The organism is Falsochrobactrum shanghaiense (assembly GCF_003149535.1).
Taxonomy (GTDB): Bacteria; Pseudomonadota; Alphaproteobacteria; order Rhizobiales; family Rhizobiaceae; genus Brucella; species Brucella shanghaiense.
In genome coordinates this window covers 187,560-213,996 of the sequence record NZ_QGDB01000005.1, presented here as the reverse complement: position 1 = coordinate 213,996, position 26,437 = coordinate 187,560, and the positions used below count along the sequence as shown (strand labels likewise).

Sequence of the window (26,437 nt, the reverse complement as noted above, 5' to 3'; positions counted from 1 at the left end):
AAAGCCAATTTCAAAACTTAAACATTTAGACAATAAATTAGCGCTTAAATAGACGCGATTCGTCGGAAGCGTCACAAGAAACGCAGTCGGACTTTTTTAACAGGGCGTCGGACAGAGAAGCTGGTAGGCAAAAGGAATTTTATAAATGGCCATACCATCGCTGTCGCAATCAGGAATCCGCAAGGCAGCCTCCCTGCTGGCGGTTTTCGCAGTCTTGCTGACTTCCATCCTTATCGCGCCGCCGCGCGCGCAGGCTCAGAGCAATACATATACCGCAGAGGAAATCGTTGAATCGGGACACCGCTTCTTTGGATCGACTTCGGGCGGTATTGCCAGTGCCGTCGAAAAGGCATTTCAAAGCTTCGGGCTGCCGAACGGATATATTCTCGGTGAAGAGGGGTCCGGTGCCTTCATCGGCGGCCTGACTTACGGGGAAGGCACTCTTTATACCAAGAATGCCGGTGATCATAAGACGTTCTGGCAGGGCCCGTCGCTGGGATGGGACTTTGGCGGGCAGGGTTCGCGCGTCATGATGCTGGTCTATAATCTCGATGACGTGCAGAATCTTTATGGCCGTTATGCGGGGGTTGCGGGATCGGCTTATATCATCGCAGGGGTTGGCTTTAATGTGCTCAAGCGACAGAATATCATGCTTGTTCCCATCCGGACCGGTGTTGGTGCGAGGCTTGGGATAAACATCGGTTATCTGAAGCTTTCAGCCGCTCCGACCTGGAATCCATTCTGATCGCAGCCATATCGCTACAGGGCAGACAGGGCATTGTTATTGCTGGTAAGCACGATGCCGCTGCTCTATGACTATAATCGGCCCTTGTAACGGGCTGGCTTTCTTTTGTGGCAAGACCGTGATCCAGTCCGCGCTTATTTTCATTCTTGGCGTTCTTGTGGCGGTTTTCGTCGTGATCCTGCTTGGCCCCTCGGTCTGGCGGCGCGCGGTCTTTCTGGCGCGACGGCAAATTGTTGCAGAACTTCCCGTCAGTCTTGCCGAAATCAGAGCGGATCGCGACGGCTTGCGCGCCGAGCATGCCGTGATGGTGAGCAAGGTCGAGCAGAAGCTGAAAGAAGAGCGGCATAAAACTTGCGAACAGCAGATTCGTCTGGGACACCAATATGATGAACTCAAGCGTATTCCCTTGCTTGAGAGCGATATTGCGCAGCTTGCCCAGGAACTTGCCGAAGGCAGGAAAGCCCTGGAGGCGACAATTCTTGAGCGCGACGCGGCAGCCGAGAAAACTGAAATCGTTGAAGCTGAAGGGGAGCGGCTGCAGAACCATCTCTCGGTCCTGCAAGAATTAAGCGATACGTTGCGCATCGAGATCAGCGCCAAAGAAGCCGATTATGCGCGCCTGTCAAATGAACTGGGGGAAATGCGGCGTGAGCGCAAAAGCGCATCCGCCCGCCATAATGAGGTTTCGACGCAATTGACCGCGACACAGACTGAACTCAAGAGCGAAAAGCGCCGTAACAGCGAATTGCAGCAGAAGCTCGACAGGCTGATGGCGGAGCTTTCCGATGCGCAAGAAAAGCTCGAACATCATATGCGAAACAGTTCCGGCTCTCTGGAGGGAGTGCAGGCGACAAAAGAAATCTCAAGCCAGAATGCCGCCCTTCGCGAAGAAATGGCAGCACTTGCTGCCCGGATGGTTGCCGCGACCGCTGAAAAGGAAGGGGCAGGCTCGCCGATTCACGCGCTTGTGAAGGAGCAGGCCGTGACTAAAAAAGGGCAAAGGAAAAAGCCCGCATCCAAAAGCCTTGCCAGCCGGATTCGCGATCTGCAATAACCCTGTCATTCGATTGCAAGAACGTCCGACCAGTCGTGATGGCGTTTGAATTGCGCCTGCATGAATGTGCAGCGGGGGATGATCTTCCAGCCGGTCTTGCGGGCATCGTCGATTGCATAGGCTGCCAATGCCTGCGCGATGCCTTTGCCGCGCATGGAATCGGGCACGAAGGTATGATCGACCGAAATCAGGCCCGGATCGAGCCGGGTATAGGTCATTTCAGCCTCTTCTCCGTCAAGCGCAACGACATAGCGCCCGCCTTCGGAATTCTCCTGCTTTTTGACAGGAATTGCGCTGTCCATCTGCTTGTCCTTCATATCGGAGCTTGCTGCGGCATTTCACGCTTTTGCGGGCAATGCCCTGTTTTTCATATAGGGCGCAGGGAACAGATATAAACACGAATAAAACGCAAATAAAAACCCGCCCGAGCTTGCCCGGGCGGGTGGTTTTTGTATCTCCAGCGCGACAGGCAGGGTCTTAGTGCCTGTATTGCTGGATTCTGGTGGTTCTCAAACCGGCGAGACCATGCTCGTCGATCGAGGATTGCCAACCCAGAAACTCTTCCACCGTCAATGTGTAACGCTGGCATGCTTCCTCAAGGCTCAGAAGCCCACCGCGAACTGCGGCGACGACTTCTGCCTTTCGGCGAATGACCCAGCGCCTTGTATTGGCGGGGGGGAGGTCCGCGATGGTCAGCGGGCTGCCATCAGGACCGATAACATACTTTATACGCGGTCTTGCCAGATCGGTCATTGTACTCTCTACACAACACTCAAGGACCCAATCGAGACCGAGACTAACGCCACAGCTTTAAGAATTACCTAAACAGGCGGTAACTAACTGGTAACACTTGCAAAAACTGGGCCAGCAATGGCTATGGATTGTCGGAAAATAGTGGTTTTCGGCCAAATATGGCCATAATTGGCGCAAAAGAGCGTTTTAAATAGCGCAAAAAAAGACCGGGATGCGCCGCGCCATCTTGGCAATGGGTAGCTTTTCGACCTATATAGCCTCAAATCTGAACTCTGAAAGGCCGGGCCTTTAACCCGGAACTGGATGTAACATGAGCTTGAACAGCCTCGATCTGCCGGGCCGGCCCGAAGACACGCGCGTCGTTGTTGCGATGTCGGGCGGTGTTGATTCTTCCGTTGTGGCGGGAATCTTGAAACGCGAAGGGTATGATGTCATCGGCGTCACCCTGCAGCTTTACGATCACGGCGCTGCCGTGCATCGTGCGGGTTCCTGCTGCGCGGGGCAGGATATTGAAGACGCCCGCCGTGTTTCGGAAAGTCTGGGCATTCCTCATTATGTGCTGGATTACGAAGCCCGTTTTCGTGAAGCGGTCATCAATCCGTTCGCAAATTCCTATGTCAGCGGTGAGACGCCGATTCCCTGTGTCTCATGTAACCAGACGGTCAAATTCGCCGATCTGTTGCAGACCGCGCGTGAACTGGGCGCCGATGCCCTGGCGACGGGCCATTATATAAGAAGCCATGCCAATGGCGCGCATCGCGCCATGTTCCGTCCCGTCGATACGGATCGGGACCAGAGCTATTTCCTTTTTGCGACGACGCAGGAGCAGATCGACTATCTGCGCTTCCCGCTCGGCCATCTGCCGAAAGCGCAGGTGCGCGAGATTGCCGAAGAACTGGGGCTGACGGTCGCCAAAAAACAGGACAGCCAGGATATTTGCTTTGTGCCGCAGGGCAAATATTCGGACATTATCTCCAAGCTGAAGCCCGAAGCCGCTACGCCCGGCGACATTGTGCATATAGACGGGCGTATTTTGGGGCGGCACGAAGGCATCGTTCACTATACGGTTGGCCAGCGCCGCGGTATCGGGGTTGCGACCGGGGAGCCGCTCTACGTCGTGCATCTGGATGCCGCTAACACGCGCGTGATCGTCGGTCCGCGTGAAGCACTCGAAACCCATAAGGTTTTTCTGCGCGATGTGAACTGGCTTGGTGACGGTGCGCTTGATGCCCTGCCTGAAAGCGGGGCCGAGGTTTACGCCAAGGTGCGCTCGACCCGCCCGCCGCGCCCGGCAGTGCTCCATCACACGGACGGCACGAGCTGGGTTGAACTGATCGATGGTGAAAGCGGCATCGCACCGGGACAGGCTTGCGTGCTCTATTCGGATGACACGAATACCGCGCGCGTTCTTGGCGGCGGTTTTATCGGTCGTTCGGAACGGGAGCCGCGCGCGGAAGAAATGCTGCGCCGTCTGATCGCCAGCCCGGCAAGCGCTTCGGCTGCATGAATATCCGTCCTGGAGCGCGTTCCGAAAACTGGTTCCCGCTTTTCGGGATGCGCTCTAATCAAATCGGCTGAAATGGCTCAGCGCGATGCCCGAAGCGGTTGCGACATTGAGGCTGTCGAAATCCTCCGACATCGGAATGCGCGCGCTCGCCAATTGTTCAAGCAGGTGAGGGGGAAGGCCCTCTCCCTCCGTGCCAAGAAGCAATGCCTGTCTGGGACGGGTCGGCATCTGATAGATGCTTTTTTGCGATGATGGGCTCAAGGCAAGTATGGCGAAATTTGCCGCTTGCAGGGCACTGATTATGGTTTCGATGGATGCGCCGCGAAAATAGGGCACCTTCAATGTGGCGCCGACCGAGACGCGAATGGCTTTTCGATAGAGCGGATCGCAACTGGTCTCGTCCATCAGAACGCAATCAGCTTCAAAGGCGGCCGCATTCCTGAAAATCGAGCCGACATTATCGTGATTGGAGATGCCGCATACCACGACGATGAGTGCTTCAGGCGGCAGCCGGGCGATGATCTCTTCCAGCGAGGGCTGGGGTTTACGCCGCCCGACCGCGAGAATACCCCGATGGACATGAAAGCCCGCAACTTCATCCATAATGGTTTGCGGAACCGAGAAGACATCGATTCCGTCCGGACGATTGGCCAGTTGCTCGTGAAGGCCGTTGATGCGGTTTTCCAAAATCAGCAGCGATTCGGCTTCGAAGCGTGCGGAAGACGAGAAAAGCACGTTGAGGACGACTTTGCCTTCGGCGATAAAGCGCTGCTCGCGGCCGACGAGGTCTTTCTCGCGAATATTCTTATAAGGTGAAAGACGGGGGTCTTGAGGATCGTTAATTTGAACGACCCAGTCGTGCGATCCAGATTGTTTTTCTTTCATCGCACGACTGAAGCCTCATGGGATGTGCATTATCTATTGGCAGCGGCGGTCATTTCGCGCCGATGCGGAACCATATAGAGACTCGAAAGTGTCGACAATATCAACTCGATATGCGGTGATGAAACCATATAATAAATGGTTTGCGCATCGCGCCGCGTCGAGACGAGATCAAGCGCCCGTAACTTGGCCAGATGCTGCGACAGGGCGGATTGACTAAGATCGATTGCTTTAGCCAAGGCGCCTACCGACATTTCATTATGTAGTAATTTACAAAGTATAAGCAGCCTCTTATTATTTGCGAGCGCAGATAAAAATTCGGCTGCTTCATCTACATTATTAATCAGGTCATAAAAAATATTTTTATTGGTCATTTGCGGTCATACCCCCGTAGGACTGCATTGTTAAAATATTATCTTCATCTATTGGAAGACGCTATAAATCTAGTCGTATATTATGGAGTTGAAAAGGTTTTGCTTATATTCAAACACGAAAAAACACAGGAATTTGTCTCTCAAAAATGAGGTTTTGTTTCAAAGCTTGTTTTGCAAGGTAGCGAGCAAGGCTTGGGTGGCAGATTCAATAGAATCGGTTGCAGATGAAAAATGCGATCTGAGTATCTGATCGCCGCTTGCCAGATCAAAGCCGTCAGGGTCTATGCCGATGAGTTTCCAGCCATTGGCATTTTTACCGGCCTGGCCTGCATATTGCGCGAAAGCTTCGCCTTGCGACGCGTTAAGCTCGTCCAGAATGTCCTGCTCGGAAATTGCAATATTTTCAGCGGCTTTCTGATTGCTCACAAGATCGTCGCGCGTCAGGTTGAAGGCCTTTCCGAAGCCGCCATTCAGGCTGGCCGATTCAATCGAGAGCTTGAAGAAGACGAAATCGCCCAAATCTGCATAAAGCGCGCCCTTGGGATTGTGATTGAGATAGCGGCGGCGCAGGCGCTCGCGATCAGGTGACGGACGCTCGGTTTTTTGCGCCGTGCAGTGAATGGTAATGCGTGCATGGGCCAGGGGGTCGCCCTTGCCGACATCGCCAAGAAGGAGAGAACAATCCGGATGGGCCAGCAGGGCGGGCGTATGGCTGGCAAGCCCGGATACGAGAAGGACAGGGGTGCCGTCGATATCGGTCGCGACGCCCACGCGGCTGGCAAGCGGGCGACCGGTGGCTGCATCTATCACGGCAATCGTGCCGCTGCGTGCCGTGCGCAGGAGTGTTTTGGCCAGCTGGATAGCCTGGCTGGTGGTCGGGCGAATCGGATTGATGGGTTCATTCATGGCCAAACTCAAATGTGAATTTCATTGTCAGGTTTGATAAGCCATATCCAACCGATTGTATAGTTTCCCGCTTTTTGAAGCTCGTCGCTGCGACTTGGCAGAGCCTGACTATGTAAATGCCGCTCGGGATTTCAGGCTTGGAAGGTATGAAGCCGGGTTGCCCGCATATAACGCATATAATTTGAGTGAAGGATTATTATAATTCCGCTCTCTTTAGCGCAATTTTCCAAAAGGCACGTAAAATCAGGAATTAAAATCTAAAAATAAAGCATGAATTTGGTCAAAAACATGATGCAATTCTAAAAATTGCGCTTGCAATGTGACAGATCAGAGGCTTCCATAAGACAGGTTGCGCGCATAAGGGGTGCGCGACACGATTATCCGTGGAGGCGGGCTTCAAATGAAATTCTATCAGAAACTATTGGCGGCAACGGCGCTGGTCGCCTTGATGAGCGGCGCTGCGCAGGCGAAGACACTGGTCTATTGTTCCCCGGCATCGCCGGAAGGGTTCGATGCGGCGTCCTATACGGGCGGCGATACGTTCGACGCCTCGTCGCGTACGGTTTACAATCGTCTTATCGAATTCAAGCATGGTGAAACCACGCTGGAGCCCGGGCTTGCCGAGAGTTGGGAAGTGTCGCCGGATGGTCTTGAATATACTTTCCATCTGCGCAAGGGCGTCAAGTTCCAGACGACGGATTTCTTCACCCCGACGCGCGAGTTCAATGCAGATGATGTGATCTTCTCTTTTGAACGGCAGGCCAAGAAGGATAATCCCTGGCATGAATATAGTGCCGGTATTTCCTATGAATATTTCGAAAGCATGGAATTTCCGACGCTGATCAAGGAAATTCAGCGCATCGACGACCACACCGTGAAATTCGTGCTGAGCCGTCCGGAAGCGCCGTTCCTTGCCGACCTTGCCATGGACTTCGCATCCATTCTTTCCAAGGAATATGCGGACAAGCTTCAGGCTGAAAATCGCATGTCGGACATGAATCAGGTGCCGCTGGGCACCGGTCCGTTCAGCTTCGTCGCCTATCAGAAGGACGCGGTGATCCGTTTCAAGGCCAATCCCGACTACTGGGACGGCAAGCGCCCGATCGACGATCTGGTGTTTGCGATCACGACCGATCCGGCTGTGCGCGCGCAGAAGCTGAAGGCGGGCGAATGCCACATCATGTCCTATCCGGCGCCTGCGGATATTGAAGGGCTGAAAGCCGATTCGAACCTCAAGGTCGACGAACAGCCGGGCCTGAATGTTGCCTATCTTGCCTATAACACGCTGCTTGCTCCTTTCGACAAGCCGGAAGTGCGCAAGGCGCTCAATCAGGCGATCAACAAGCAGGCCATTGTCGATGCCGTGTTCCAGGGTTCGGGCGAAATCGCCAAGAATCCGATCCCGCCAACAATGTGGGGCTATAACGACAAGGTCGAGGACGACAAATACGATCCCGAAGCGGCCAAGCAGGCTCTTGAAGCGGCAGGCGTGAAAGACCTGAAGATGAAGGTCTGGGCAATGCCGGTCAGCCGCCCATATATGCCGAATGCGCGTCGCGTTGCCGAACTTCTCCAGTCCGATTTCGCCAAGGTCGGCGTTGACGTGGAGATCGTCTCGATGGAATGGGGTGAATACCTCAAGAAGTCTTCCGACAAGGACCGCGATGGTGCCGTCATTCTGGGCTGGACGGGCGATAATGGCGATCCGGACAACTTCCTCGGCGTGCTGCTCGGCTGCGCTGGCGTTGGCAACAACAACCGTGCCCAGTGGTGCTACAAGCCGTTTGAAGACCTCATCCAGAAGGCAAAGATCACGACTGATCAGGCAGAACGCGCCAAGCTTTATGAAGAAGCACAGGTCATCTTCAAGGAACAGGCTCCATGGGCGACGCTCGACCATTCGACCGTCTTCATGCCAATGTCCACCAAGGTCACCGGCTACAAGATGGATCCGGTCGGCCTCCATCGCTTCGATGGGGTTGATATAGAAGAATAATCCATTGCAACACAGGCGACCGGGAGCCGGGTGACAAACCCGGCTCCCGGTCGGAGTTTATTCAATGTTTCGTTTTATTATCAATAAGTTGGCCTATCTTGTGCCGACTTTTATCGGCATCACCATCGTTGCCTTCGGCTTCGTCCGCGTATTGCCGGGCGATCCGGTCCTGCTGATGGCGGGTGAGCGTGGCGTCAGCCCTGAACGTCATGCCCAGCTTATGGCGCAGTTTGGTTTCGACCGTCCACTGTGGCAGCAATATCTCGATTATGTCTGGAATCTGCTGCATGGCGATTTTGGTCTTTCCATCGTCACCAAGAAGCCGGTTCTGACCGAGTTTTTCGCGCTTTTCCCGGCCACTGTCGAACTGGCGGTCTGCGCGATCATTCTGGCTGTTCTTATCGGCATTCCCGCAGGGGTGATCGCAGCCGTCAAACGCGGCTCGTGGTTTGATCAGTCCCTGATGGGTGTGGCGCTGGTGGGCTATTCCATGCCGATTTTCTGGTGGGGACTGCTGCTCATCATCTTCTTTTCGAATTTTCTGCAATGGACGCCGGTTTCAGGACGCATTTCATTGCTTTATTTCTTCCCGCCGGTGACAGGCTTCATGCTGGTTGACAGTCTTTTGTCGGGGCAGAAGGGCGCATTCGCTTCGGCGGCGTCGCACCTGGTTTTGCCGACCATCGTTCTGGCGACCATTCCGCTCGCGGTCATTGCGCGCCAGACGCGCTCCGCGATGCTGGAGGTTCTTGGCGAGGACTATGTGCGTACCGCGCGCGCCAAGGGCCTGCCGACGCGGCGGGTCGTTGGCCTTCATGCGCTGCGCAATGCACTTATTCCGGTGATAACCACGATCGGCTTGCAGATCGGTGTTCTGATGGCGGGCGCCATTCTCACGGAAACGATCTTCTCATGGCCGGGCATCGGCAAATGGATGCTCGATTCGATTTCTCGCCGCGACTACCCGGTCGTGCAGGGCGGTCTTCTCCTGATTGCGGGGCTGGTCATGGCGGTCAATCTGATTGTCGACCTGCTCTATGGTCTGGTCAATCCGCGTATCCGGCACAGGTGAGGTTTTCATGAGTAATATAACGAATACATCAAGCCCCGCCGAAACGCCGATTGCCGGTGTTGGCCGTATCGCCATGCTGAAGGATTTCTGGTTCTATTTCAGCGTCAATCGCGGCGCCGTCATCGGATTGTGGGTCTTTATCGCCATTGTTCTCATGGCAATTTTTGCACCGCTGATCGCTCCGCATAGCCCGACCGAACAGTTTCGCGAATTCTTCCTGAAGCCGCCCGCATGGCAGGAGGGCGGGTCGACGATGTTCCTGCTTGGCACCGATGCGGTGGGACGCGATATTCTTTCGCGCCTGATTTATGGCGCGCAATATTCGCTGCTGGTGGGTTTTGTCATCGTGGTGATTTCCATGTGCCTGGGCATCACAATCGGGGTGATTTCCGGCTTTCTTGGCGGCGCGGTGGACACGGCCTTCATGCGTGTCATGGATGTCATGCTGTCTTTCCCGTCGCTGCTTCTGGCGCTGGTGCTGGTGGCAATCCTTGGGCCGGGACTTGAAAATGCGATCATTGCAATCACGCTGGTCCTGCTTCCGCACTTCTCGCGCCTGACGCGCGCCGCCGTCATGGCGGAAAAGGAGCGGGAATATGTGACGGCAGCCAAGCTTGCGGGTGCCAGCCGGCTGCGGCTGATGTTCAAGACAGTGCTGCCCAACTGCCTTGCGCCGCTCGTCGTGCAGGCTACCATGTCTTTTTCCAATGCCATTCTCGAAGTCGCAGCACTCGGCTTTTTGAATATGGGCGCACAGCCGCCGACGCCTGAATGGGGTACGATGCTGGCGGAAGCGCGTGAATTCATCACGCGGGCATGGTGGGTGGTGACTTTCCCCGGTCTTGCGATCCTGATTACCGTTCTTGCCATCAATCTGGTGGGCGACGGGTTGCGAGATGCGCTTGACCCCAAGCTCAAGAGGAGCTGACCCATGGCGCTGCTTGAAATCAGGAACCTTACGGTTTCGTTCGATACTTCGATGGGCGACTTCAAGGCGGTCGACGGTATCGACATCACGGTGGACAAGGGCGAGGTCCTGGCTATCGTCGGCGAATCGGGCTCAGGTAAATCCGTGGGCATGCTGGCCGTCATGGGGCTTTTGCCCAAGACGGCGGCCGTGACTGCCGATCTTATGCAGTTTAACGGCCAGAACCTGCTCACAATGTCCGAAAAAGAACGCCGTAAAATCATCGGGCGCGATATTTCGATGATATTTCAGGAGCCGGTGGCTAGTCTCAACCCATGCTTTACCGTGGGCTATCAGCTTGAAGAAGTACTCAGGCAGCATTTGCACCTGAGCGGTTCGGCAAGCCGCGCGCGGGCGATCGAACTGCTGGAACTGGTCGGCATTCGCGATGCGGCGGAGCGTTTGAACAGCTTCCCTCACCAGATGTCAGGTGGTCAGTGCCAGCGTGTGATGATCGCCATCGCTATCGCGTGCAATCCAAAGCTCCTGATTGCCGACGAGCCGACGACCGCGCTCGATGTGACGATCCAGAAGCAGATACTCGATCTTCTCATGCGGCTTCAGGTGGAGCATGGCATGGGATTGATCATGATCACGCATGATATGGGTGTGGTGGCGGAAACCGCTGACCGGGTGATCGTGCAGTATAAGGGACACAAGATGGAAGATGCGGACGTACTATCGCTCTTCTCCGCACCGAAACATCCTTATACGCGCGCGCTACTTTCGGCTTTGCCGGAAAATGCAACAGGCGACCGTTTGCCTACGGTTTCCGATTTTGTCTTTGAAAACAACGATGCCGGAGAAGCGCGATGAGCGAGGTCGTTCTCGAAGCGCGCAATATCAAGCGCGATTATCATGTAGGCGGAGGCCTGTTTGGAAAGGCCAAGGTCGTTCATGCCGTCAAGGGCGTGAGCTTCAAGCTGGAGAAGGGTAAAACTCTGGCAATCGTGGGGGAGTCGGGCTGCGGAAAATCCACGCTGGCACGCATTCTCACCATGATCGACCCGCAGACCAGCGGTGAATTGCTGATCGGCGGCAAGGACGTGAACATCACCCGCGACGGCCTCACGCATGAAATGCGCCAAAAGGTGCAGATCGTGTTCCAGAATCCTTATGGCTCGCTCAATCCGCGCCAGAAGATCGGCGATGTGCTGGCCGAACCGCTGCTGCTCAATACGAAAATGTCGGCGCAGGCGCGGCGTGAAAAAGCGATGCAGATGCTTTTGAAAGTCGGGCTGGGGCCTGAGCATTTCAATCGCTATCCGCATATGTTTTCAGGCGGACAGCGGCAGCGTATCGCGATTGCCCGTGCCTTGATGCTCAACCCGCAGCTTCTGGTGCTTGATGAGCCGGTTTCGGCGCTCGACCTTTCCGTGCAGGCGCAGGTGCTCAATATTCTTTCCGACTTGCAGGAAGAATTCGGGCTTACCTATGTCTTCATCAGCCATGATCTATCGGTCGTGCGCTATATCGCCGATGACGTGATGGTGATGTATTTCGGCGAAGTGGTCGAATATGGCTCGCGTGACGAGGTTTTCAACAATCCGCAGCACGATTATACGAAAAAGCTCTTTGCAGCGACACCGCGCGCGGATGTGGATGCCATCCGCGCCCGTGTCGAGGCGCGTACGGCAGCACGCGCGGCTGCTTCAGCATAGTCCTAAAGCGTGTCGCGATCTTTCAGATTCGCTCCTTACGCTTTAAGTTCTTGTTTTTACGCATATCGTTATCCCGAAACCGGTCCCCACTTTCGGGCGACATGCTTTAGCTGCAACGGGAAAAAATGCCGCTTTGATGAGCGGCATTTTTTATTGCTGCGCGCGCTGCTGATGCCAGGCCAGTGCGCGCACTATATCGTCGGCAGAGATCTTGCCGATAATGGCACCATTTTCGACGATGCCGACATCGCCGCTGCTGTTTGCAATGGCGCTCATGAGGTCGCGTATCAGCGTTTTGCGCTGTGCCGTGGCTGCGAAAGGGCGGGGCTGCTGTGCATGGCGGTCATAGGGGACCATGATGTCGCCTGCACGCAGCACGCCGAGCGGGTTCATATGGGCGACGAAATCGGCGACATATTGATTGGCGGGATATAGAAGAATCTCCTGCGGCGTACCGCATTGCACGATATGCCCGCCCTCAAGAATGGCGATGCGGTTGCCGATTTTCATGGCCTCATCGAGATCATGGCTTACAAAGACAATGGTTTTTTTCAGTCGCGACTGGAGCGCGAGGAGTTCGTCCTGCAAGCGCGTGCGGATCAGCGGATCAAGGGCTGAGAAAGGCTCATCCATGAGAAGAATTGGCGCGCCGGTGGCAAAGGCGCGGGCGAGACCGACACGCTGCTGCATGCCGCCGGAAAGTTCGCTCACCTTATGTTCCGCCCAGTCCTGAAGGCCGACCAGCTGCAATTGCTGGCGCGCCTGAGACAAGCGCTCTTCCTTGCCCATGCCGGACAGCTCCAGCCCGAAGGCCACATTTTCCTCGACCGAGCGCCATGGCAGCAAGCTGAACTGCTGAAACACCATCGAGACAAGCTCGGTGCGCAGATAGCGCAATGTCTTGCGATTTGCCTGGCCCACATCAATGGTGCGTTCATCGCCATCACGAATGAGAACGCGGCCCCGCGAGATCGGGTTCAGCCGGTTGATGGCGCGCAAGAGCGTGGATTTTCCAGAGCCGGAAAGGCCCATCAGGACAAGAATTTCGCCTTCTTCGATGTTGAGCGTACAATTATGCACGCCAAGGACAAGGCTGGTCTGTGACTGAATTTGCGAGCGCGAGGCCCCGGAATCGGCGAGCCGTAGCGCTTCATCGGTTTGTTTGCCGAAAATGATGCTGACATCTTCAAGAGCGATAATGGTCATCGTCAAGGAATCCTATTGCTGACGTCCGGCGCGGAAGATGCGATCGAGAATGATGGCGACGACGACGATGACCAGCCCTGCTTCGAAACCAAGCGCGGTGTTGACGGAATTGAGCGCACGAACGACCGGCACGCCAAGCCCGTCAGCGCCCACAAGGGCTGCAATCACGACCATGGAGAGCGACAGCATGATGGTCTGAGTAAGCCCCGCAAGAATTTGCGGCATGGCATAGGGCAGCTCGATTTTCCACAAGAGTTGCGAGCGGGAAGCGCCAAAGGCTTCGCCCGCTTCAATGAGCGACGATGGTGTGGACGAAATGCCGAGATGGGTCAGGCGCACAGGGGCGGGGAGCACGAATACCGCCGTCGCCAGCAATCCGGGCACCATGCCGATGCCAAAAAAGACAATCGCCGGAATTAGATAGACGAATGTCGGCAATGTCTGCATGAGGTCGAGAACTGGCCGCAAGGCCGCATAAAGCGCAGGGCGATGGGCGGCTGCGATCCCCAGTGGAACGCCGATGGCCATGCACAGAAAGCAGGCCGAGAGCACAAGGGTCAGTGTTTCGAGCGTACGGTCCCAATAGCCCTGATTGAGAATGAACAGGAAGCCGATAATTGTTAGGATCACAACCGAAATACGGCGCTGGATGAGCCATGCGATGATTGCAAAAATTACGATCAGCAACAGGGGATGGGGTAATTTCAGAACGAAAAGAAGTGCATCGATCATGCTCTGCATGACGGCGGCGAGCGCGTCGAAAAAGCTGCCCATATTATCGGTCAGCCAGTCGACCACCGATTTGGCGGTCGATCCGACCGGAATTTTATAGTCCGTCAGCCAGTTCAACGATCAGGTCTCCTGCTGCGTTCTTATGGAAGTATGATGTATAATAAAGAGATTGAAACCCATGCACCCAATTGGGTGCATGGGTTTGGTGTGTACACGGTTAAAGACCGAGTTCCGCCTTGACGGCAGGAAGACCTTCCTTGCCATCGACAGTGGTTACACCTGCAAGCCACTGATCGAGTATGGCGGGATTGGCCTTGAGCCAATCGGTTGCGGCTTTTGCCGGCTCCTCGCCATCGTCCAGAATCTTGCCCATGATTTCGTTTTCCATTTCAAGCTGGAATTCGAGATTGCTAAGGAATTTGCCGACATTCGGGCATTCCTGCGCGTAGCCCGCACGTATATTCGTCTCGACGGTGGCGCCGCCCAGATTGGGGCCGAAAAACTCGTCGCCGCCTGTCAGATAGGCGATTTCAAAGCGCTTGTTCATGGGGTGAGGCTCCCATGCCAGAAAGACGATTGGCTGTTTGCTTCTGACGCTTCTTCCGACCTGTGCGAGCATGCCCTGCTCGGACGATTCCGCAAGTTCGAAGGATTTGAGGCCAAAGGCATCCTTGCCGATCATATCGAGGATGAGGCGATTGCCGTCATTGCCCGGTTCGATACCGTAAATCTTGCCGCCAAGCTGGTCCTTGAAATTGGCTATGTCTTTGAAATCTTTCAAACCTTCGTCATAGGTATATTGCGGCACGGCGAGCGTATATTTTGCGCCGGTAAGGTTCGTGCGCAAGGTCTCGACGGTCTTGTCATCGAGATAGGGTTGCAGATCGGCCGTCATGGACGGGTTCCAATAACCCAGAAAGACGTCAATATCCTTCTTGCTCAGCGAGGCATAAGTGACCGGCACGGATAGAACCTTGATGTCGGTCTTATAGCCAAGACCTTTGAGAACCTCCGTAGCCACAGCAGTCGTGGACGTAATGTCGGTCCAGCCCACATCGGAAAAACGAATGGTGGAGCAGCTTTCCGGCTCTGCCGCAAGGCCGCTTGCGGGTATCGCTAAAATAGCTGTCGTGACGGTGAGAGCGCCCAAGATGCGCTTGAGCGGTTGCGTTGATGTGGACTTCATTGTTCTCTCCATTTACCGGGGCCGCTTTGACGGGTTTAATTGTTGTTCCGGTTCCGACTTTAGCAAATATCAATGATCTCGCCGATCAAGTATTCAAGCGGCGAAAACAAGTCCGATTGCGACATTTTAGTGAGATTCAACTATTTTATGAACCCCGGCAAGGGGCCGGTCACGGGATTGTATCGATAAGAGCTGCAAGCCGAAGCAGCGCGAAGTGCGGCCATGTTACGGATAGACGGCTCCGTTTCAACCCATGGAAGTAAAAAACATCACCTAAATTTCACGCTTTTCATGTTCGCGGTTGTCGAATTCTTTGCGGCACTCTATGTGATTGGCATAGATTTCGGATGGGCCTGACGGCAGGAAGGGTGTGTAACCGTGTGGGATGCAGTGCAGGGCGTTTTATCCTTCCTTGGGCGTTTTATCGCCGCGTTAGCCCGTTTGATTGCCGTGCCGTTGGGCGCTTTATGGCGGCTTTATCTTCAATTCGGGATCATATGGAAAATCGCCATAGCTATCGTGGTTCTGGGTTCTGCCGGTCTTTATGGCTATTTCATCTGGCAAACGCAGGTCTGGAGCAATTTCAATCCGGATTATCCGGCCAAATACAGCTATGAAAGCGCTACGACGCCGGGGGAACTGGTGCAGACGGCACCTGCTCCATTGGCCTCGGTTCCGGAACCGTCCGCGCCTGCCGCCGGTGATAATGATGCGGCTCCGGAAGGCGGGAATGCGAGCGAGCCTGAGACCAACGAAGCATCCGACGCGCAGCCGTTGCAAGCCGCGCAGGTTCCGGCGACTGCGCGCAAATGCTCGCTTTCTGCCATCGCCGAAGTTGCTGCCGATCTGACCGATTTCAACGTCAATCAGAATGCATGGATTTCTTCCATGCTGCTTTACAAGCTTGGCTTCTTCGGTCTTGATTGGGATCGTACCCCGTTCCTCGATAACAAGGCGTCGTTCCAGCGCGGCATCCACGCGGCTGTGCGACGCACGGCCATTGAACTGGTGGATAATATCGGCCGCTTGCGCGGCACGTCGCAAATCGACAGCGATCTGCAAAAAGCACGCGGCAATCTGCAATTTGCCGAAGACGCATGGTATTTCGGCCTTAGTCCATTTGGTCCCAAGACGCCGTCGCCGAGCTATTATCGTTCGGCGATCAAGGATTTACGCGCATTCAATATGCGGCTGGAAAACTGCCAGGCAACCTTTGATGCGCGTGCCGACAATCTCATTCAGTTCGTCGATCGTATCGCGAGCGATCTTGGTTCCACTTCGGCGATCCTGAAAGACCGGGCTGAAAATTATCATGCGGGCTGGTTTGATACGCGTGCGGATGACCGCTTCTGGTTCGCCTATGGGCAGCTCTATGCCTATTACGGCCTGTTGCGCGCGGCGCATTCCGATTTCAGGAGCGTGCTTGCGGAAAAGCACCTTGACGGCGTCTGGGATGAAATGGAAAAACAGCTGCGTTCCGCACTCAATATGCAGCCCTTCATCGTATCCAATGGCAATCCCGATGCGTGGCTGACACCGTCGCATCTGACGACAATGGGCTTTTATATCCTGCGGGTGCGGTCCAATCTGGTGGACATAAAACAGGTGCTGGAGCGCTGATCGATGGAGTTGCCTTCAGCTCTGCGTCAGGCTGTGGATACGGCTCTTGAGGGGGTAGCACTTGCCGATCTCAAGCGTGCTTCGGATGTGCTTTCGCGGCGCTATCGTGCGGAAACGCGTGACGGACGGCTGCATATTTCAGATGAACTGGCTGCGAAAGCCTATCTGGCGGCACGTTTGCCGGCGACCTATGCGGCGGTGCGTGCGAGCCTTGAAGGCGTGGCCGGGATTTGCCCCGGTTTTTCACCCCGAAGCCTGCTCGACATAGGGTCGGGACCGGGGACCGCTCTTTGGGCAGTCAAGGATTGCTGGCCTGATCTGACTTCGGCGATAATGATCGAAGCGAGTTCTTCCATTAGGGACGTCGGCAGCAATCTTGCCCGGCATGTCGGGCTGGAAACGCAATGGCGGGCCGGTGATGTGGTTCGGGAAAAACTCGATTTTCCGCAGGCTGATCTTGTCACCATTGCTTATGTGCTCGATGAACTTGCGCCTGCGGAACGTGCGGCTCTTATCGGGCAGCTATGGGCCGCGGCCCGCAGCATGCTGGTCATTATAGAGCCGGGCACCCCCGCAGGCTGGCAGCGGATTCTGGCTGCGCGCGAGGCTCTTCTTGCGAAGGGCGCGCATATTGCAGCCCCTTGCGTGCATCAGCGGGAGTGCCCCATCGCTGCTCCCGACTGGTGTCATTTTTCACGGCGTGTTGCCCGCTCGCGCATTCATCGTCTCACCAAGGACGCGGAAGTGCCGTGGGAAGACGAGAAATTCGTCTATCTTGCTGCTTCGCGGGAAAAAACAGCAGATGTGGCGGCGCGCGTCATTGCCCCCAGGCGTGTTGGCGGCGGCAAGGTCGCGCTCAAGCTTTGCAATCAGGATGGCACGGCCCAGGAGCGGCTGGTGACCAGGCGCGATGGCGATCTCTTCCGCTGGGCGCGCCGCGCCGATTGGGGCGATGCGCTGTTATGATGGTTGCAAGGCCGGGCTGCGGCGGGCCGGGCGCTTGAGGAGAAACACCAGCGATGCTGCCGCGATGCACAGCGCTCCTGCGAGAATAAGTGCGGGCGTGTAACTGTCATAGTCGGTGCGCACGAAACCGGCGAAAGCGGCGGCAGCTGCGGCACCGACCTGATGGCCGGTAAAGACCCATCCAAAAACCATGCCTGCTTTTTCAGGGCCAAAATGTTCGGCTGCGATTTTTACCGTCGGAGGAACCGTCGCCACCCAGTCGAGGCCATAGAAGACCGCAAAGAGGGCAAGCTCATAGACCGAGAAATCGGTGAATGTGAGGTAGATGAGCGAGAGGCCGCGCAGCGCATAGAACCAGAAAAGCAGCCAGCGATTATCGAAGCGGTCGGTAAGCCAGCCCGAGCCGATCGTGCCGATGAGGTCGAAGGCGCCGATAACTGCGAGAATGCCCGCCGCCCCCACGGGCACGATGCCGAAATCGCCGCAAAGGGCAATCCAGTGCGTCTGGATAAGGCCATTGGTGGAAAAACCGCAGACGAAAAAGGTAATGAAAAGCACCCAGAACGTCATCGTGGAGGAGGCTTCGCGCAAGGTGACAAGAGGCGAAACCAGCATGGAAAGGAAGTTCTTGCGCGGTTCAGGCGCGGGCATGGGAGCGGTGCGACCGAAAGGTTTAAGACCTATATCGGCAGGGTTGTCGCGCATGAGGGCGAGGACCAGCAGCAGGGCTGCGAGCAGAAATACGATGACAATGGCGAGCGCGGGACGCCAGCCGATATTCTGGCTTACGCCAGCCAGAATAGGCATGAAGATGAGCTGTCCGGTCGCATTGCTTGCGGTCATCATGCCGACGACCAATCCGCGCCGCTTTTCAAACCAGCGTGCGGCCACCGTCGCACCCAGAACCAGCGCCGTCATGCCGGTGCCAAGACCGATGATTACGCCCCAAAGCGCAACCATCTGCCATTGCTGCGTCATGAACATGGAGCCGATCAGCCCTGACGAAATCATAAGCAGGGCGGCGACCACGACGCGGCGCAGCCCGAACTGGTTCATGAAAGCGGCAGCGAACGGCCCCATCAGCCCAAACAGCACCAGACGCAGCGCCATGGCGAAGGAAATATCGGCGTTCGTCCAGCCGAACTCGCTCTGAAGCGGATCGATCAATATGCCCGCCGAGCCCATCGCCGCTGCCGTTGCCAGCATGGTGAGGAAGGTTACGCCTGCGATGATCCATCCATAATGGATGTTTCTCTGGGCGAGGAAGGCTGCAAGGCGGGCAGAAATCATCTTGGGGCTTTCAGGTTGGACCACACGGAGAGGCGGTCATGAGGTCATTGCAAGCATGTGTCACAGGGCCCGAAGGAGCGCCTGCAAGTTATCGGCACCGTCATTTCCGAGCTTCGTTTCAATTTCTTCTTGTGCCCTATCCCAGAGCGGCGCGCCGCGTGACAGGATACCGCGGCCCTTGTCGGTAAGCCCGACCTTGGTTTCGCGATGATCCTCACCATCTACGGGCGCAATCAGTTCCATGCGCTGTAACACTTTGGCATTGCGGCCTACGGTTGAGCGGTCGAGTTCGGCTGCCCGCGCAAGCTCGGTCAGCGACAGCTTTCCGGCGCGGTTGAGCCGCCGCAGCAGGCTGAACTGGGCCACATTAATGCCAAGCGGCGCCAGCGCCTCGTCATAGATTGTCGAGGTTCTGCGTGCGGCCTGGCGCAAAAGAGTGCAGAAGCATGGATGCGTCATGATGCGGGTATATACCCGCAATCTGTCTTTGACAAGATGGCTATGCTATCGAAAGCTGAACTGCTCTCATTTCACTGACATCGACCGGGCTTTACACCGCAATATGAGCGGTTTCCTTGACCTCTTCCATGACGGCATAAGTATGAGATTCGCGCACACCCGGAAGAGCCAACAATGCTTCTGACAAAAAGCGCCGATAGTGGTCCATGTCGGCTATGCGGGCCTTGATCAGATAGTCAAAGCCGCCAGCCACCATATGACATTCCAGAATATCGGGATTGTTGCGGGTGAAGGATGAAAAGATCTCGAAAACGTCGGCGGTCGTCCGATCAAGTTTGATCTCGATGAAGACCAGCATGGACCGATCAAGCATTTTGGGGCACAACCGTGCCGAATAGCCAAGAATATAGCCCTCGCGGGTCAGTCGTTTGACGCGTTCGGCGGTGGCGGTTTGCGAAAGATTGACGCGCTCGGCAAGCTCGGTATTCGTCAAGCGGCCATTATCCTGCAGCGCATTTAGAATGCTTCTATCCACCGCATCGATCTGTTTCATTGTTCGTTCCCGTAGGGCCACCTTTCAGGATGGCTCTTTTCTTGTATTTTCAAGGCGGGGCAAATGAATCCGAAATCGCTCCGTGAAGCAAGCTAAAATGATAATAGTGTTTATAAAACCAGCAGTTACCCAGCCATGAGTCCGAAAAAACGGCACAACACTTAAAGGTTGTAATTAAATACAACCTATGATAGTAGTTATTGCGTACTTTAAATGATTTTATAGATAGTAATTTATCCTGCCGGGCCTTCGGGCTTTTATCGGATGAAGGAACCCGCTTCTTCGTCTGTATTGTCCTCATTAAGGGCGAGGGAAAATCCGGGCTGCTCTCTAAGGCCCGGATTTTCTTTTGCAAATTATAAGAAAGGCAAGAGGGGCGGGTATGGTGTAAAGGTTGCCGCTATAGTGGTTGTCCCTGCGGGTAAACCGTTCTTCGGAGCCGTTGCAGCTTGAGTAAAGCTGCCGAAGCCGCTGCTACTCTTGTTTGGAGCGCTTCCCGAAAAGTGTGAAACGACCTTCGGAAAAGATGTGCGTTTAAACGAAAATTTAGAGCGCCGATCTGATCCAGTCAGGTCGAAGTGTGCTTTGGCCACGGTGCATTGGAACTGGACATGCCTCCAGAGACGCTCAATTTTCCGGTTGCAAGGTTCTCGCCGGAAGGCTAACAGTAACGCATGAACATTTCGCGCATTGTCATGAATGGCTGGTGGTGGGTTCGCTAATCGCGGCCACGCAGGCGTTTGCGCATATGCGTTAGAGAAACAGGCCGCTGGGATTATCCGGGCGGCCTTTTTGTTTGGCTGCGTGGGGAACCGGCGATGCCCGAGAAAAGTCCGGGTTTCGGAAGTGTTCGGAAACGATAAAGGTTTGGGATTAGCCGATCATGAACGCGAAGATTGCTGATAGCGAAATATTCAGGCACGAGACGGCGGGAGGCATTATTGTCGAACGTACGCGTAACCTGACAGCCTATAAGGGAGCCATCGAAACTTATATCGATGCCCTGAATGAGCGTCGGGGGGCGGTCTTTTCTTCCAATTATGAATATCCCGGTCGTTATACGCGATGGGATACGGCAATCGTTGACCCGCCGGTCGTCATTACGTCGCAGGCGCGCACCATGCGCATCGAAGCCTTGAATGCGCGCGGCGTTATCCTGCTTCGCCCGATTCTCGATACCGTGCGCGCGCTTTCAGAAGTGATAATTAACAAGGCGGATGAGAAGCGCATCGAGCTTGCCATTGCGGAACCATCGGATGTTTTCACCGAGGAGGAACGCTCGCGCGTTCCTTCGGTCTTCACGGTGCTGCGCGCAGTCGTGGGGCTGTTCTTCTCGGAGGAAGATTCCAATCTCGGCCTTTATGGCGCTTTTGGCTATGATCTGGCGTTCCAGTTCGATTCCATCGAATATAAGCTCAAGCGCCCCGATGATCAGCGTGATCTGGTGCTGTTCATCCCCGATGAAATTTTCATTGCCGACCATTATGCCGCGCGCGCATGGGTGGACCGTTACGAGTTTTCCTGCGGCGGGTCCTCAACGCACGGTCTTGAACGCGCGACGCCAGCGCAGAATTTCAAACCGTCCGAACGTGACCTGCCGCGCGGGGACCATGAACCGGGCGAATATGCCAGACTTGTCGAGCGCGCGAAGGAAAGCTTCAAGCGCGGCGATCTGTTCGAAGTGGTGCCGGGCCAGACGTTTTACGAGCGTTGCCACACTGCGCCATCGGAGATTTTCCGGCGGCTGAAGACCATCAATCCGTCGCCTTATTCCTTCTTCATCAATCTGGGTGAAAATGAATATCTGGTTGGCGCATCGCCGGAAATGTTCGTGCGCGTCAATGGACGGCGCATTGAAACCTGCCCGATTTCGGGCACGATCAAGCGCGGCGAGGATGCGATTTCGGATTCCGAACAGATTCTGAAGCTGCTCAACTCCAAAAAAGACGAATCCGAACTGACCATGTGTTCAGATGTCGATCGCAATGATAAGAGCCGCGTCTGCGAACCGGGTTCGGTGCGGGTCATTGGTCGCCGCCAGATCGAAATGTATTCGCGCCTCATTCACACGGTCGATCATATCGAGGGTCGTCTGCGCGATGGCATGGATGCTTTCGACGGCTTTCTCAGCCATGCATGGGCGGTGACCGTAACAGGCGCGCCGAAATTGTGGGCCATGCGGTTTCTCGAAGAAAATGAGCGCAGTCCGCGCGCCTGGTATGGCGGCGCTATCGGGATGATGCATTTCAATGGCGACATGAATACGGGCCTCACCCTGCGCACCATTCGCATAAAGGACGGTGTTGCCGAGATTCGTGCCGGGGCAACGCTGTTATTCGATTCAAATCCCGCAGAAGAAGAAGCGGAAACCGAACTGAAGGCATCGGCCATGATCGCTGCCGTGCGCGAAGCCGAAAAGAGCTATCACGAGGTCGAGGAACTCGCGGAAGAAAAGCCGGGCGAGGGGATTTCGATCCTGCTGGTGGATCACGAAGATTCCTTCGTTCATACGCTCGCCAATTATTTCCGGCAGACGGGGGCAACGGTTGCAACCGTGCGCACTCCGGTCGCCGAAGAGGTCTTTGACCGGATCAAGCCCGATCTGGTTGTTCTGTCGCCGGGCCCCGGCATGCCGCAGGATTTCGACTGCAAGGCAACGATTGCAAAGGCGCGCAAGCGCGAACTGCCCATCTTCGGCGTGTGTCTGGGCCTTCAGGCGCTTGCCGAAGCCTATGGCGGTAGTTTGCGGCAATTGCGCATTCCAATGCATGGCAAGCCTTCACGCATACGGGTTTCAAAACCGGGACGTATTTTCGAGGGATTGCCGAAGGAAGTGACCGTCGGGCGCTATCACTCGATTTTTGCCGACCCGGAGCGTTTGCCTGATGATTTCCTCGTGACCGCCGAGACGGAGGATGGGGTAATCATGGCATTCGAGCACAAGCACGAGCCGGTTGCGGCTGTGCAGTTTCATCCCGAATCCATCATGACGCTGGGGCACAATGCCGGAATGGTCATGATCGAGAATGTCGTCAGGCATCTGGCCGCAGCCACAAAGGCGCGCCGCAGCAATTATTAGAGCTGGCTCTGACCTGAAAGCAGCAGGACGGCCGCAGCTTATGCCGCGGCCGTTCTGCTTTTTCTGGCTGCTTGCGCTGATTGGATTTTCATATGCACCGGCGAAGCGTTTGCAAGTGTAATGCATTGCATTCTCAAGAGAAAATTAAACGCACAAACCGGCAGATGGAGGGTTAGAACTGGCGGGGAATTGCGTTATAGAGCATTTGTCATCGCAGGGCTGAAAGAGCGCGCGGCTGGAATTGAAACTGGCGGCATGGCCGCACGCTTCATTGCTGATGGATGTGCAGCCAAGGCTGCATCCATATTTTTGATTATGTATTGAAGGTTCGTCATGGACGCGAGTGCAAAGGTGCGGCGATTAGCCGTTTGGTCAATTCCCATTGCTTTTGGCGTTATGGGCCTGAAATATCTGGCTTTCGTGCTGACCGGCTCGGTCGCGCTCTATTCCGACGCGCTTGAATCCATCGTGAATGTCATTGCGGCCATCGGTGCATGGTGGGCAATCCGCGTCAGCTATCTCCCAGCCGACAGCAACCACCCCTTCGGGCATCACAAGGCTGAATATATTTCAGCCGTGGTGGAAGGTGTTCTGATTACCGTTGCGGCATTGCTGATCGTCCGGGAAGCATGGTTTGCATTGCAGACGCCGCGGACCCTTGATGCGCCATGGCTTGGGCTGGGAATCAATCTGGTCGCCAGTGTAATCAATTGCATCTGGGCGACGCTTCTCATTCGCGTGGGACGGCGTTTTCGCTCCCCGGCACTGGAGGCGGACGGCAAGCATATCATGACCGATGTGTTCACGTCCTTTGGCGTGCTGGCGGGTCTTGTCGGCGCGGTCGTGACCGGCTGGGCGGTGCTCGATCCGATCCTCGCCATTCTGGTGGCGATCAATATTCTTTGGCAGGGCTGGCATGTCATCAATACGTCCATTCAGGGATTGATGGATATTGCCGTCGAACCTGCGGAGGAAATGCGCATCCGCGATGTGATTTCGGCCAATGCGGGCGGAGCGATAGAAGTCCACGACCTCAAGACGCGCATTGCCGGTCGTGTGACTTTTGTCGAGTTTCATCTGGTTGTTGCCGCAGAGATGAGCGTGGGGGATGCGCATGTCATCTGCGACCGTATCGAAGATGCGCTTAAAGCTGAACTCAACTCCGCGCGGGTGGTAATTCACGTCGAACCGGAGGACGAGGCGAAGCTGCCGCCGGGAACAAGCGCCATCCCGTTCGCTTGAGGCAGGATGAATTACGGTCTTGCACAGCGGGAAGGCGGGGTGTAAAAGCGTGATATGACGATAGAAAACGCAACATCTTTGGGACACTCCGCTGCGACCTTTGGTACGCGCGTGAATGTTTGCGTTCTAAACTCGCTTCTTACCCTCGGCCTTAGCGGCGATCGCCGGGCTCGCTGAAAGGAGCGTCCGGCGGTCGATCCTGGTCCCGCTGACGCCTGCTCCTTTCCGCAATATCCGAATTCTTTTCAAGTATGAGATCCGCGCCGTCCGGGCAGGTATTAGCTATCGGACGAGCCGGGAGGAACGAGAAACCGATGAACCAGAATATTCCCACTCCCAAATCTGTAAAAAGCCCTAAAGGCATGCCGGATGCAGCAAGCAAATATGCGCCTTTTCCGGTGCCGCAGCTTTCAGATCGTATCTGGCCTTCAAAGCGTATAGAAAAAGCGCCGATCTGGTGCTCGGTCGATTTGCGTGACGGCAATCAGGCTCTGGTCGATCCGATGGGGCATGACCGCAAGGAGCGTATGTTCCGCCTTCTGGTCGATATGGGCTTTCCAGAAATCGAGATCGGCTTTCCATCTGCTTCGCAGACCGATTTTGATTTCTGCCGCTGGGCTATCGAACAGGGCGACGTACCTGATGAGGTGGACCTTCAGGTGCTGGTGCAATGCCGCCCCGAACTGATCACGCGGACTTTCGAGGCGCTGGAAGGCGCGAAATCCCCGATCATCCATTTTTATAATTCCACCAGCGAATTGCAGCGTCGCGTGGTGTTCGCAAAGGACGTCAAGGGCATCAAGCAGATTGCAACCGATGCCGCCAAGATGATCATGGATATGGCGGCAAAAGCCGGCGGCGGTTATCGCTTCCAGTATTCGCCGGAAAGCTTTACCGGCACGGAACTGGAAGTGGCGCTGGAAATCTGCAATGCCGTAACCGAGATCGTGAAGCCGACGGCAGAGCACAAGCTGATCCTCAATCTGCCTTCGACGGTCGAAATGAACACGCCGAATATCTACGCCGACCAGATCGAATGGATGTGCCGCAATCTCGATAATCGTGAGAACCTCATCATTTCCCTGCATCCGCATAATGATCGTGGTACGGGCATTGCCGCAACCGAACTGGGCTTGATGGCGGGCGCGGATCGTGTCGAGGGCACCCTGTTTGGCAATGGCGAGCGCACCGGAAATGTCGACGTGGTGACGCTGGCGCTCAATATGTATACGCAGGGCGTCGATCCGAAACTGGATTGCACCGACATCAACCGGATGAAGGATGTTTACGAATATTCCAACCAGTTGAAGATTGGCGAGCGCCATCCTTATGTCGGCGAACTGGTCTATACGGCCTTTTCCGGTTCGCATCAGGATGCGATCAACAAGGGCATGAAAGTGCGCAAGTCGGCGAATTCGCCGATTTGGGAAGTGCCTTATCTGCCTATCGATCCGCAGGATGTGGGCCGCTCTTATGAAGCGATCATCCGTATCAATTCGCAGTCGGGCAAGGGCGGCATCGCCTATATCCTGCAAGCGGATTATGGGATCAACCTGCCGCGCAACCTGCAGGTGGAATTCCGCGAGATCATCCAGCATATCACCGATGAGGAAGGCAAGGAGCTGCCGTCAAAGCGCATTCATGATGAGTTTCAGCAGCTTTATGTGACGCAGCCCGATGCGCGCATCAAGTTTGTGGATCATCATACTTTTCCCGATCCCGAGCAGAAGGGGCGCCGCATTCTGACCGCCGAAATCACCGATAATGGCGTGACGAAGAATATTGAAGGACGCGGCACCGGGCCTATCGATGGTTTTGTCGATGCGCTTTCAAAATATCTTGGCGTGAAAATGTCGGTGTCGGATTATTCGGAACATTCGCTTCAGCAGGGATCCGATGCCTCGGCGATTTCCTATGTCGAAATGGCCTATCCGGATGGAAAGCTGTTTGGTGTCGGCATCAACGACAACATCGTTAGCGCCTCGCTGGAAGCGGTGGTTTCGGCTGCAAACCGTGTCATTGGCTAATAGTTGCGATTTATCCTCGTGATCAAGGCGGCGCATTGCGTCGCCTTTTTCATTGGAGCTTGATGGCAAGTTACGTTAACGTTGGGCGGATGCAAAACCGGGTTCTTCTTGTGCTGGAAATGCTCTATCTCTTTGCTTTTAGGCACATCTTTTTCCGAAA

Annotated in this window: 24 protein-coding genes; 13 read left to right on the top strand and 11 right to left on the bottom strand. The window is 55.4% G+C overall.

Annotated features, from left to right (window positions below):
• The first annotated feature begins 145 nt into the window (after positions 1 to 145).
• Together DKP76_RS13995 and DKP76_RS13990 are read left to right on the top strand one after the other, a co-directional pair.
• The gene (locus DKP76_RS13995) at positions 146 to 745 is read left to right on the top strand and encodes a DUF1134 domain-containing protein (RefSeq protein ID WP_109707416.1); all 600 of its coding nucleotides are present in this window, start codon (positions 146 to 148) and stop codon (positions 743 to 745) included.
• A 142-nt stretch (positions 746 to 887) separates the two neighbouring features.
• Positions 888 to 1,799 (top strand): coiled-coil domain-containing protein, encoded by a 912-nt coding sequence (locus DKP76_RS13990; protein ID WP_245410244.1) that lies wholly within the window; start codon positions 888 to 890, stop codon positions 1,797 to 1,799.
• Between the two features lie 5 nt (positions 1,800 to 1,804).
• Here DKP76_RS13990 and DKP76_RS13985 read toward each other — a convergent pair whose 3' ends face one another.
• Complete coding sequence (locus DKP76_RS13985) at positions 1,805 to 2,101, bottom strand: GNAT family N-acetyltransferase (protein WP_109707552.1); 297 nt, start codon at positions 2,099 to 2,101, stop codon at positions 1,805 to 1,807.
• Between the two features lie 175 nt (positions 2,102 to 2,276).
• Positions 2,277 to 2,552, bottom strand: a complete 276-nt coding sequence (gene sciP, locus DKP76_RS13980; protein WP_109707414.1) for a CtrA inhibitor SciP — start codon at positions 2,550 to 2,552, stop codon at positions 2,277 to 2,279.
• Between the two features lie 310 nt (positions 2,553 to 2,862).
• Here sciP and mnmA point away from each other — a divergent pair, with 310 nt between their 5' ends.
• Entirely contained in the window at positions 2,863 to 4,059 is a 1,197-nt protein-coding gene (gene mnmA, locus DKP76_RS13975) for a tRNA 2-thiouridine(34) synthase MnmA (RefSeq protein WP_199224815.1), read from the top strand.
• A gap of 54 nt (positions 4,060 to 4,113) precedes the next feature.
• On the opposite strand, the gene DKP76_RS13970 is transcribed toward mnmA, so the two are convergent.
• From DKP76_RS13970 to DKP76_RS13960, 3 genes are all read right to left on the bottom strand, one after another.
• Positions 4,114 to 4,944: a TrmH family RNA methyltransferase gene (locus DKP76_RS13970; protein WP_109707413.1), complete on the bottom strand. Its 831-nt coding sequence runs from the start codon at positions 4,942 to 4,944 to the stop codon at positions 4,114 to 4,116.
• A 29-nt stretch (positions 4,945 to 4,973) separates the two neighbouring features.
• Positions 4,974 to 5,315, bottom strand: coding sequence for an ArsR/SmtB family transcription factor (locus tag DKP76_RS13965; RefSeq protein ID WP_109707412.1), 342 nt, complete (start codon positions 5,313 to 5,315; stop codon positions 4,974 to 4,976).
• Positions 5,316 to 5,474: 159 nt separating this feature from the next.
• Entirely contained in the window at positions 5,475 to 6,221 is a 747-nt protein-coding gene (locus DKP76_RS13960) for a HugZ family pyridoxamine 5'-phosphate oxidase (RefSeq protein WP_109707411.1), read from the bottom strand.
• Between the two features lie 400 nt (positions 6,222 to 6,621).
• On the opposite strand from DKP76_RS13960, the gene DKP76_RS13955 reads away from it, so the two are divergent.
• The 5 genes from DKP76_RS13955 to DKP76_RS13935 all read left to right on the top strand — a co-directional run bounded on the left by DKP76_RS13955 (position 6,622) and on the right by DKP76_RS13935 (position 11,917).
• Positions 6,622 to 8,217, top strand: coding sequence for an ABC transporter substrate-binding protein (locus DKP76_RS13955; RefSeq protein ID WP_109707410.1), 1,596 nt, complete (start codon positions 6,622 to 6,624; stop codon positions 8,215 to 8,217).
• 64 nt (positions 8,218 to 8,281) lie between these two features.
• The gene (locus DKP76_RS13950) at positions 8,282 to 9,289 is read left to right on the top strand and encodes an ABC transporter permease subunit (RefSeq protein ID WP_109707409.1); all 1,008 of its coding nucleotides are present in this window, start codon (positions 8,282 to 8,284) and stop codon (positions 9,287 to 9,289) included.
• Positions 9,290 to 9,362: 73 nt separating this feature from the next.
• Positions 9,363 to 10,217: an ABC transporter permease subunit gene (locus DKP76_RS13945; protein ID WP_425349407.1), complete on the top strand. Its 855-nt coding sequence runs from the start codon at positions 9,363 to 9,365 to the stop codon at positions 10,215 to 10,217.
• Positions 10,218 to 10,220: 3 nt separating this feature from the next.
• On the top strand, positions 10,221 to 11,072 hold the full coding sequence (locus DKP76_RS13940; protein ID WP_109707407.1) for an ABC transporter ATP-binding protein: 852 nt from the start codon (positions 10,221 to 10,223) through the stop codon (positions 11,070 to 11,072).
• On the top strand, positions 11,069 to 11,917 hold the full coding sequence (locus DKP76_RS13935) for a dipeptide ABC transporter ATP-binding protein (RefSeq protein ID WP_109707406.1): 849 nt from the start codon (positions 11,069 to 11,071) through the stop codon (positions 11,915 to 11,917). The genes DKP76_RS13940 and DKP76_RS13935 overlap by 4 nt, the downstream gene beginning before the upstream one ends.
• 150 nt (positions 11,918 to 12,067) lie before the next feature.
• On the opposite strand, the gene choV is transcribed toward DKP76_RS13935, so the two are convergent.
• From choV to DKP76_RS13920, 3 genes are all read right to left on the bottom strand, one after another.
• Positions 12,068 to 13,123 (bottom strand): choline ABC transporter ATP-binding protein, encoded by a 1,056-nt coding sequence (gene choV, locus DKP76_RS13930; protein WP_109707405.1) that lies wholly within the window; start codon positions 13,121 to 13,123, stop codon positions 12,068 to 12,070.
• Positions 13,124 to 13,135: 12 nt separating this feature from the next.
• Entirely contained in the window at positions 13,136 to 13,972 is an 837-nt protein-coding gene (gene choW, locus DKP76_RS13925; RefSeq protein WP_109707404.1) for a choline ABC transporter permease subunit, read from the bottom strand.
• A 100-nt stretch (positions 13,973 to 14,072) separates the two neighbouring features.
• Complete coding sequence (locus DKP76_RS13920) at positions 14,073 to 15,041, bottom strand: choline ABC transporter substrate-binding protein (RefSeq protein WP_109707403.1); 969 nt, start codon at positions 15,039 to 15,041, stop codon at positions 14,073 to 14,075.
• A 378-nt stretch (positions 15,042 to 15,419) separates the two neighbouring features.
• Between DKP76_RS13920 and DKP76_RS13915 the strand changes: the two genes are divergently transcribed.
• Both DKP76_RS13915 and DKP76_RS13910 read left to right on the top strand, forming a co-directional pair.
• Positions 15,420 to 16,661 (top strand): DUF2333 family protein, encoded by a 1,242-nt coding sequence (locus tag DKP76_RS13915; protein ID WP_109707402.1) that lies wholly within the window; start codon positions 15,420 to 15,422, stop codon positions 16,659 to 16,661.
• Between the two features lie 3 nt (positions 16,662 to 16,664).
• Positions 16,665 to 17,627: a small ribosomal subunit Rsm22 family protein gene (locus DKP76_RS13910; RefSeq protein WP_109707401.1), complete on the top strand. Its 963-nt coding sequence runs from the start codon at positions 16,665 to 16,667 to the stop codon at positions 17,625 to 17,627.
• Here DKP76_RS13910 and DKP76_RS13905 read toward each other — a convergent pair.
• The 3 genes from DKP76_RS13905 to DKP76_RS13895 form a co-directional block, all read right to left on the bottom strand.
• On the bottom strand, positions 17,622 to 18,917 hold the full coding sequence (locus tag DKP76_RS13905) for an MFS transporter (RefSeq protein ID WP_109707400.1): 1,296 nt from the start codon (positions 18,915 to 18,917) through the stop codon (positions 17,622 to 17,624). The genes DKP76_RS13910 and DKP76_RS13905 overlap by 6 nt on opposite strands.
• Positions 18,918 to 18,977: 60 nt before the next feature.
• Complete coding sequence (locus DKP76_RS13900) at positions 18,978 to 19,376, bottom strand: MarR family winged helix-turn-helix transcriptional regulator (protein WP_109707399.1); 399 nt, start codon at positions 19,374 to 19,376, stop codon at positions 18,978 to 18,980.
• A gap of 91 nt (positions 19,377 to 19,467) precedes the next feature.
• Complete coding sequence (locus DKP76_RS13895; protein WP_109707398.1) at positions 19,468 to 19,929, bottom strand: Lrp/AsnC ligand binding domain-containing protein; 462 nt, start codon at positions 19,927 to 19,929, stop codon at positions 19,468 to 19,470.
• 883 nt (positions 19,930 to 20,812) lie between these two features.
• On the opposite strand from DKP76_RS13895, the gene DKP76_RS13885 reads away from it, so the two are divergent.
• The 3 genes from DKP76_RS13885 to leuA all read left to right on the top strand — a co-directional run bounded on the left by DKP76_RS13885 (position 20,813) and on the right by leuA (position 26,277).
• Positions 20,813 to 23,008: an anthranilate synthase component I gene (locus DKP76_RS13885; RefSeq protein ID WP_109707397.1), complete on the top strand. Its 2,196-nt coding sequence runs from the start codon at positions 20,813 to 20,815 to the stop codon at positions 23,006 to 23,008.
• Positions 23,009 to 23,341: 333 nt separating this feature from the next.
• Positions 23,342 to 24,250 (top strand): cation diffusion facilitator family transporter, encoded by a 909-nt coding sequence (locus DKP76_RS13875; protein WP_109707395.1) that lies wholly within the window; start codon positions 23,342 to 23,344, stop codon positions 24,248 to 24,250.
• A 314-nt stretch (positions 24,251 to 24,564) separates the two neighbouring features.
• A complete protein-coding gene (gene leuA, locus DKP76_RS13870; RefSeq protein ID WP_109707394.1) occupies positions 24,565 to 26,277 on the top strand; it encodes a 2-isopropylmalate synthase in 1,713 nt (570 codons plus the stop codon).
• Positions 26,278 to 26,437 lie beyond the last annotated feature (160 nt).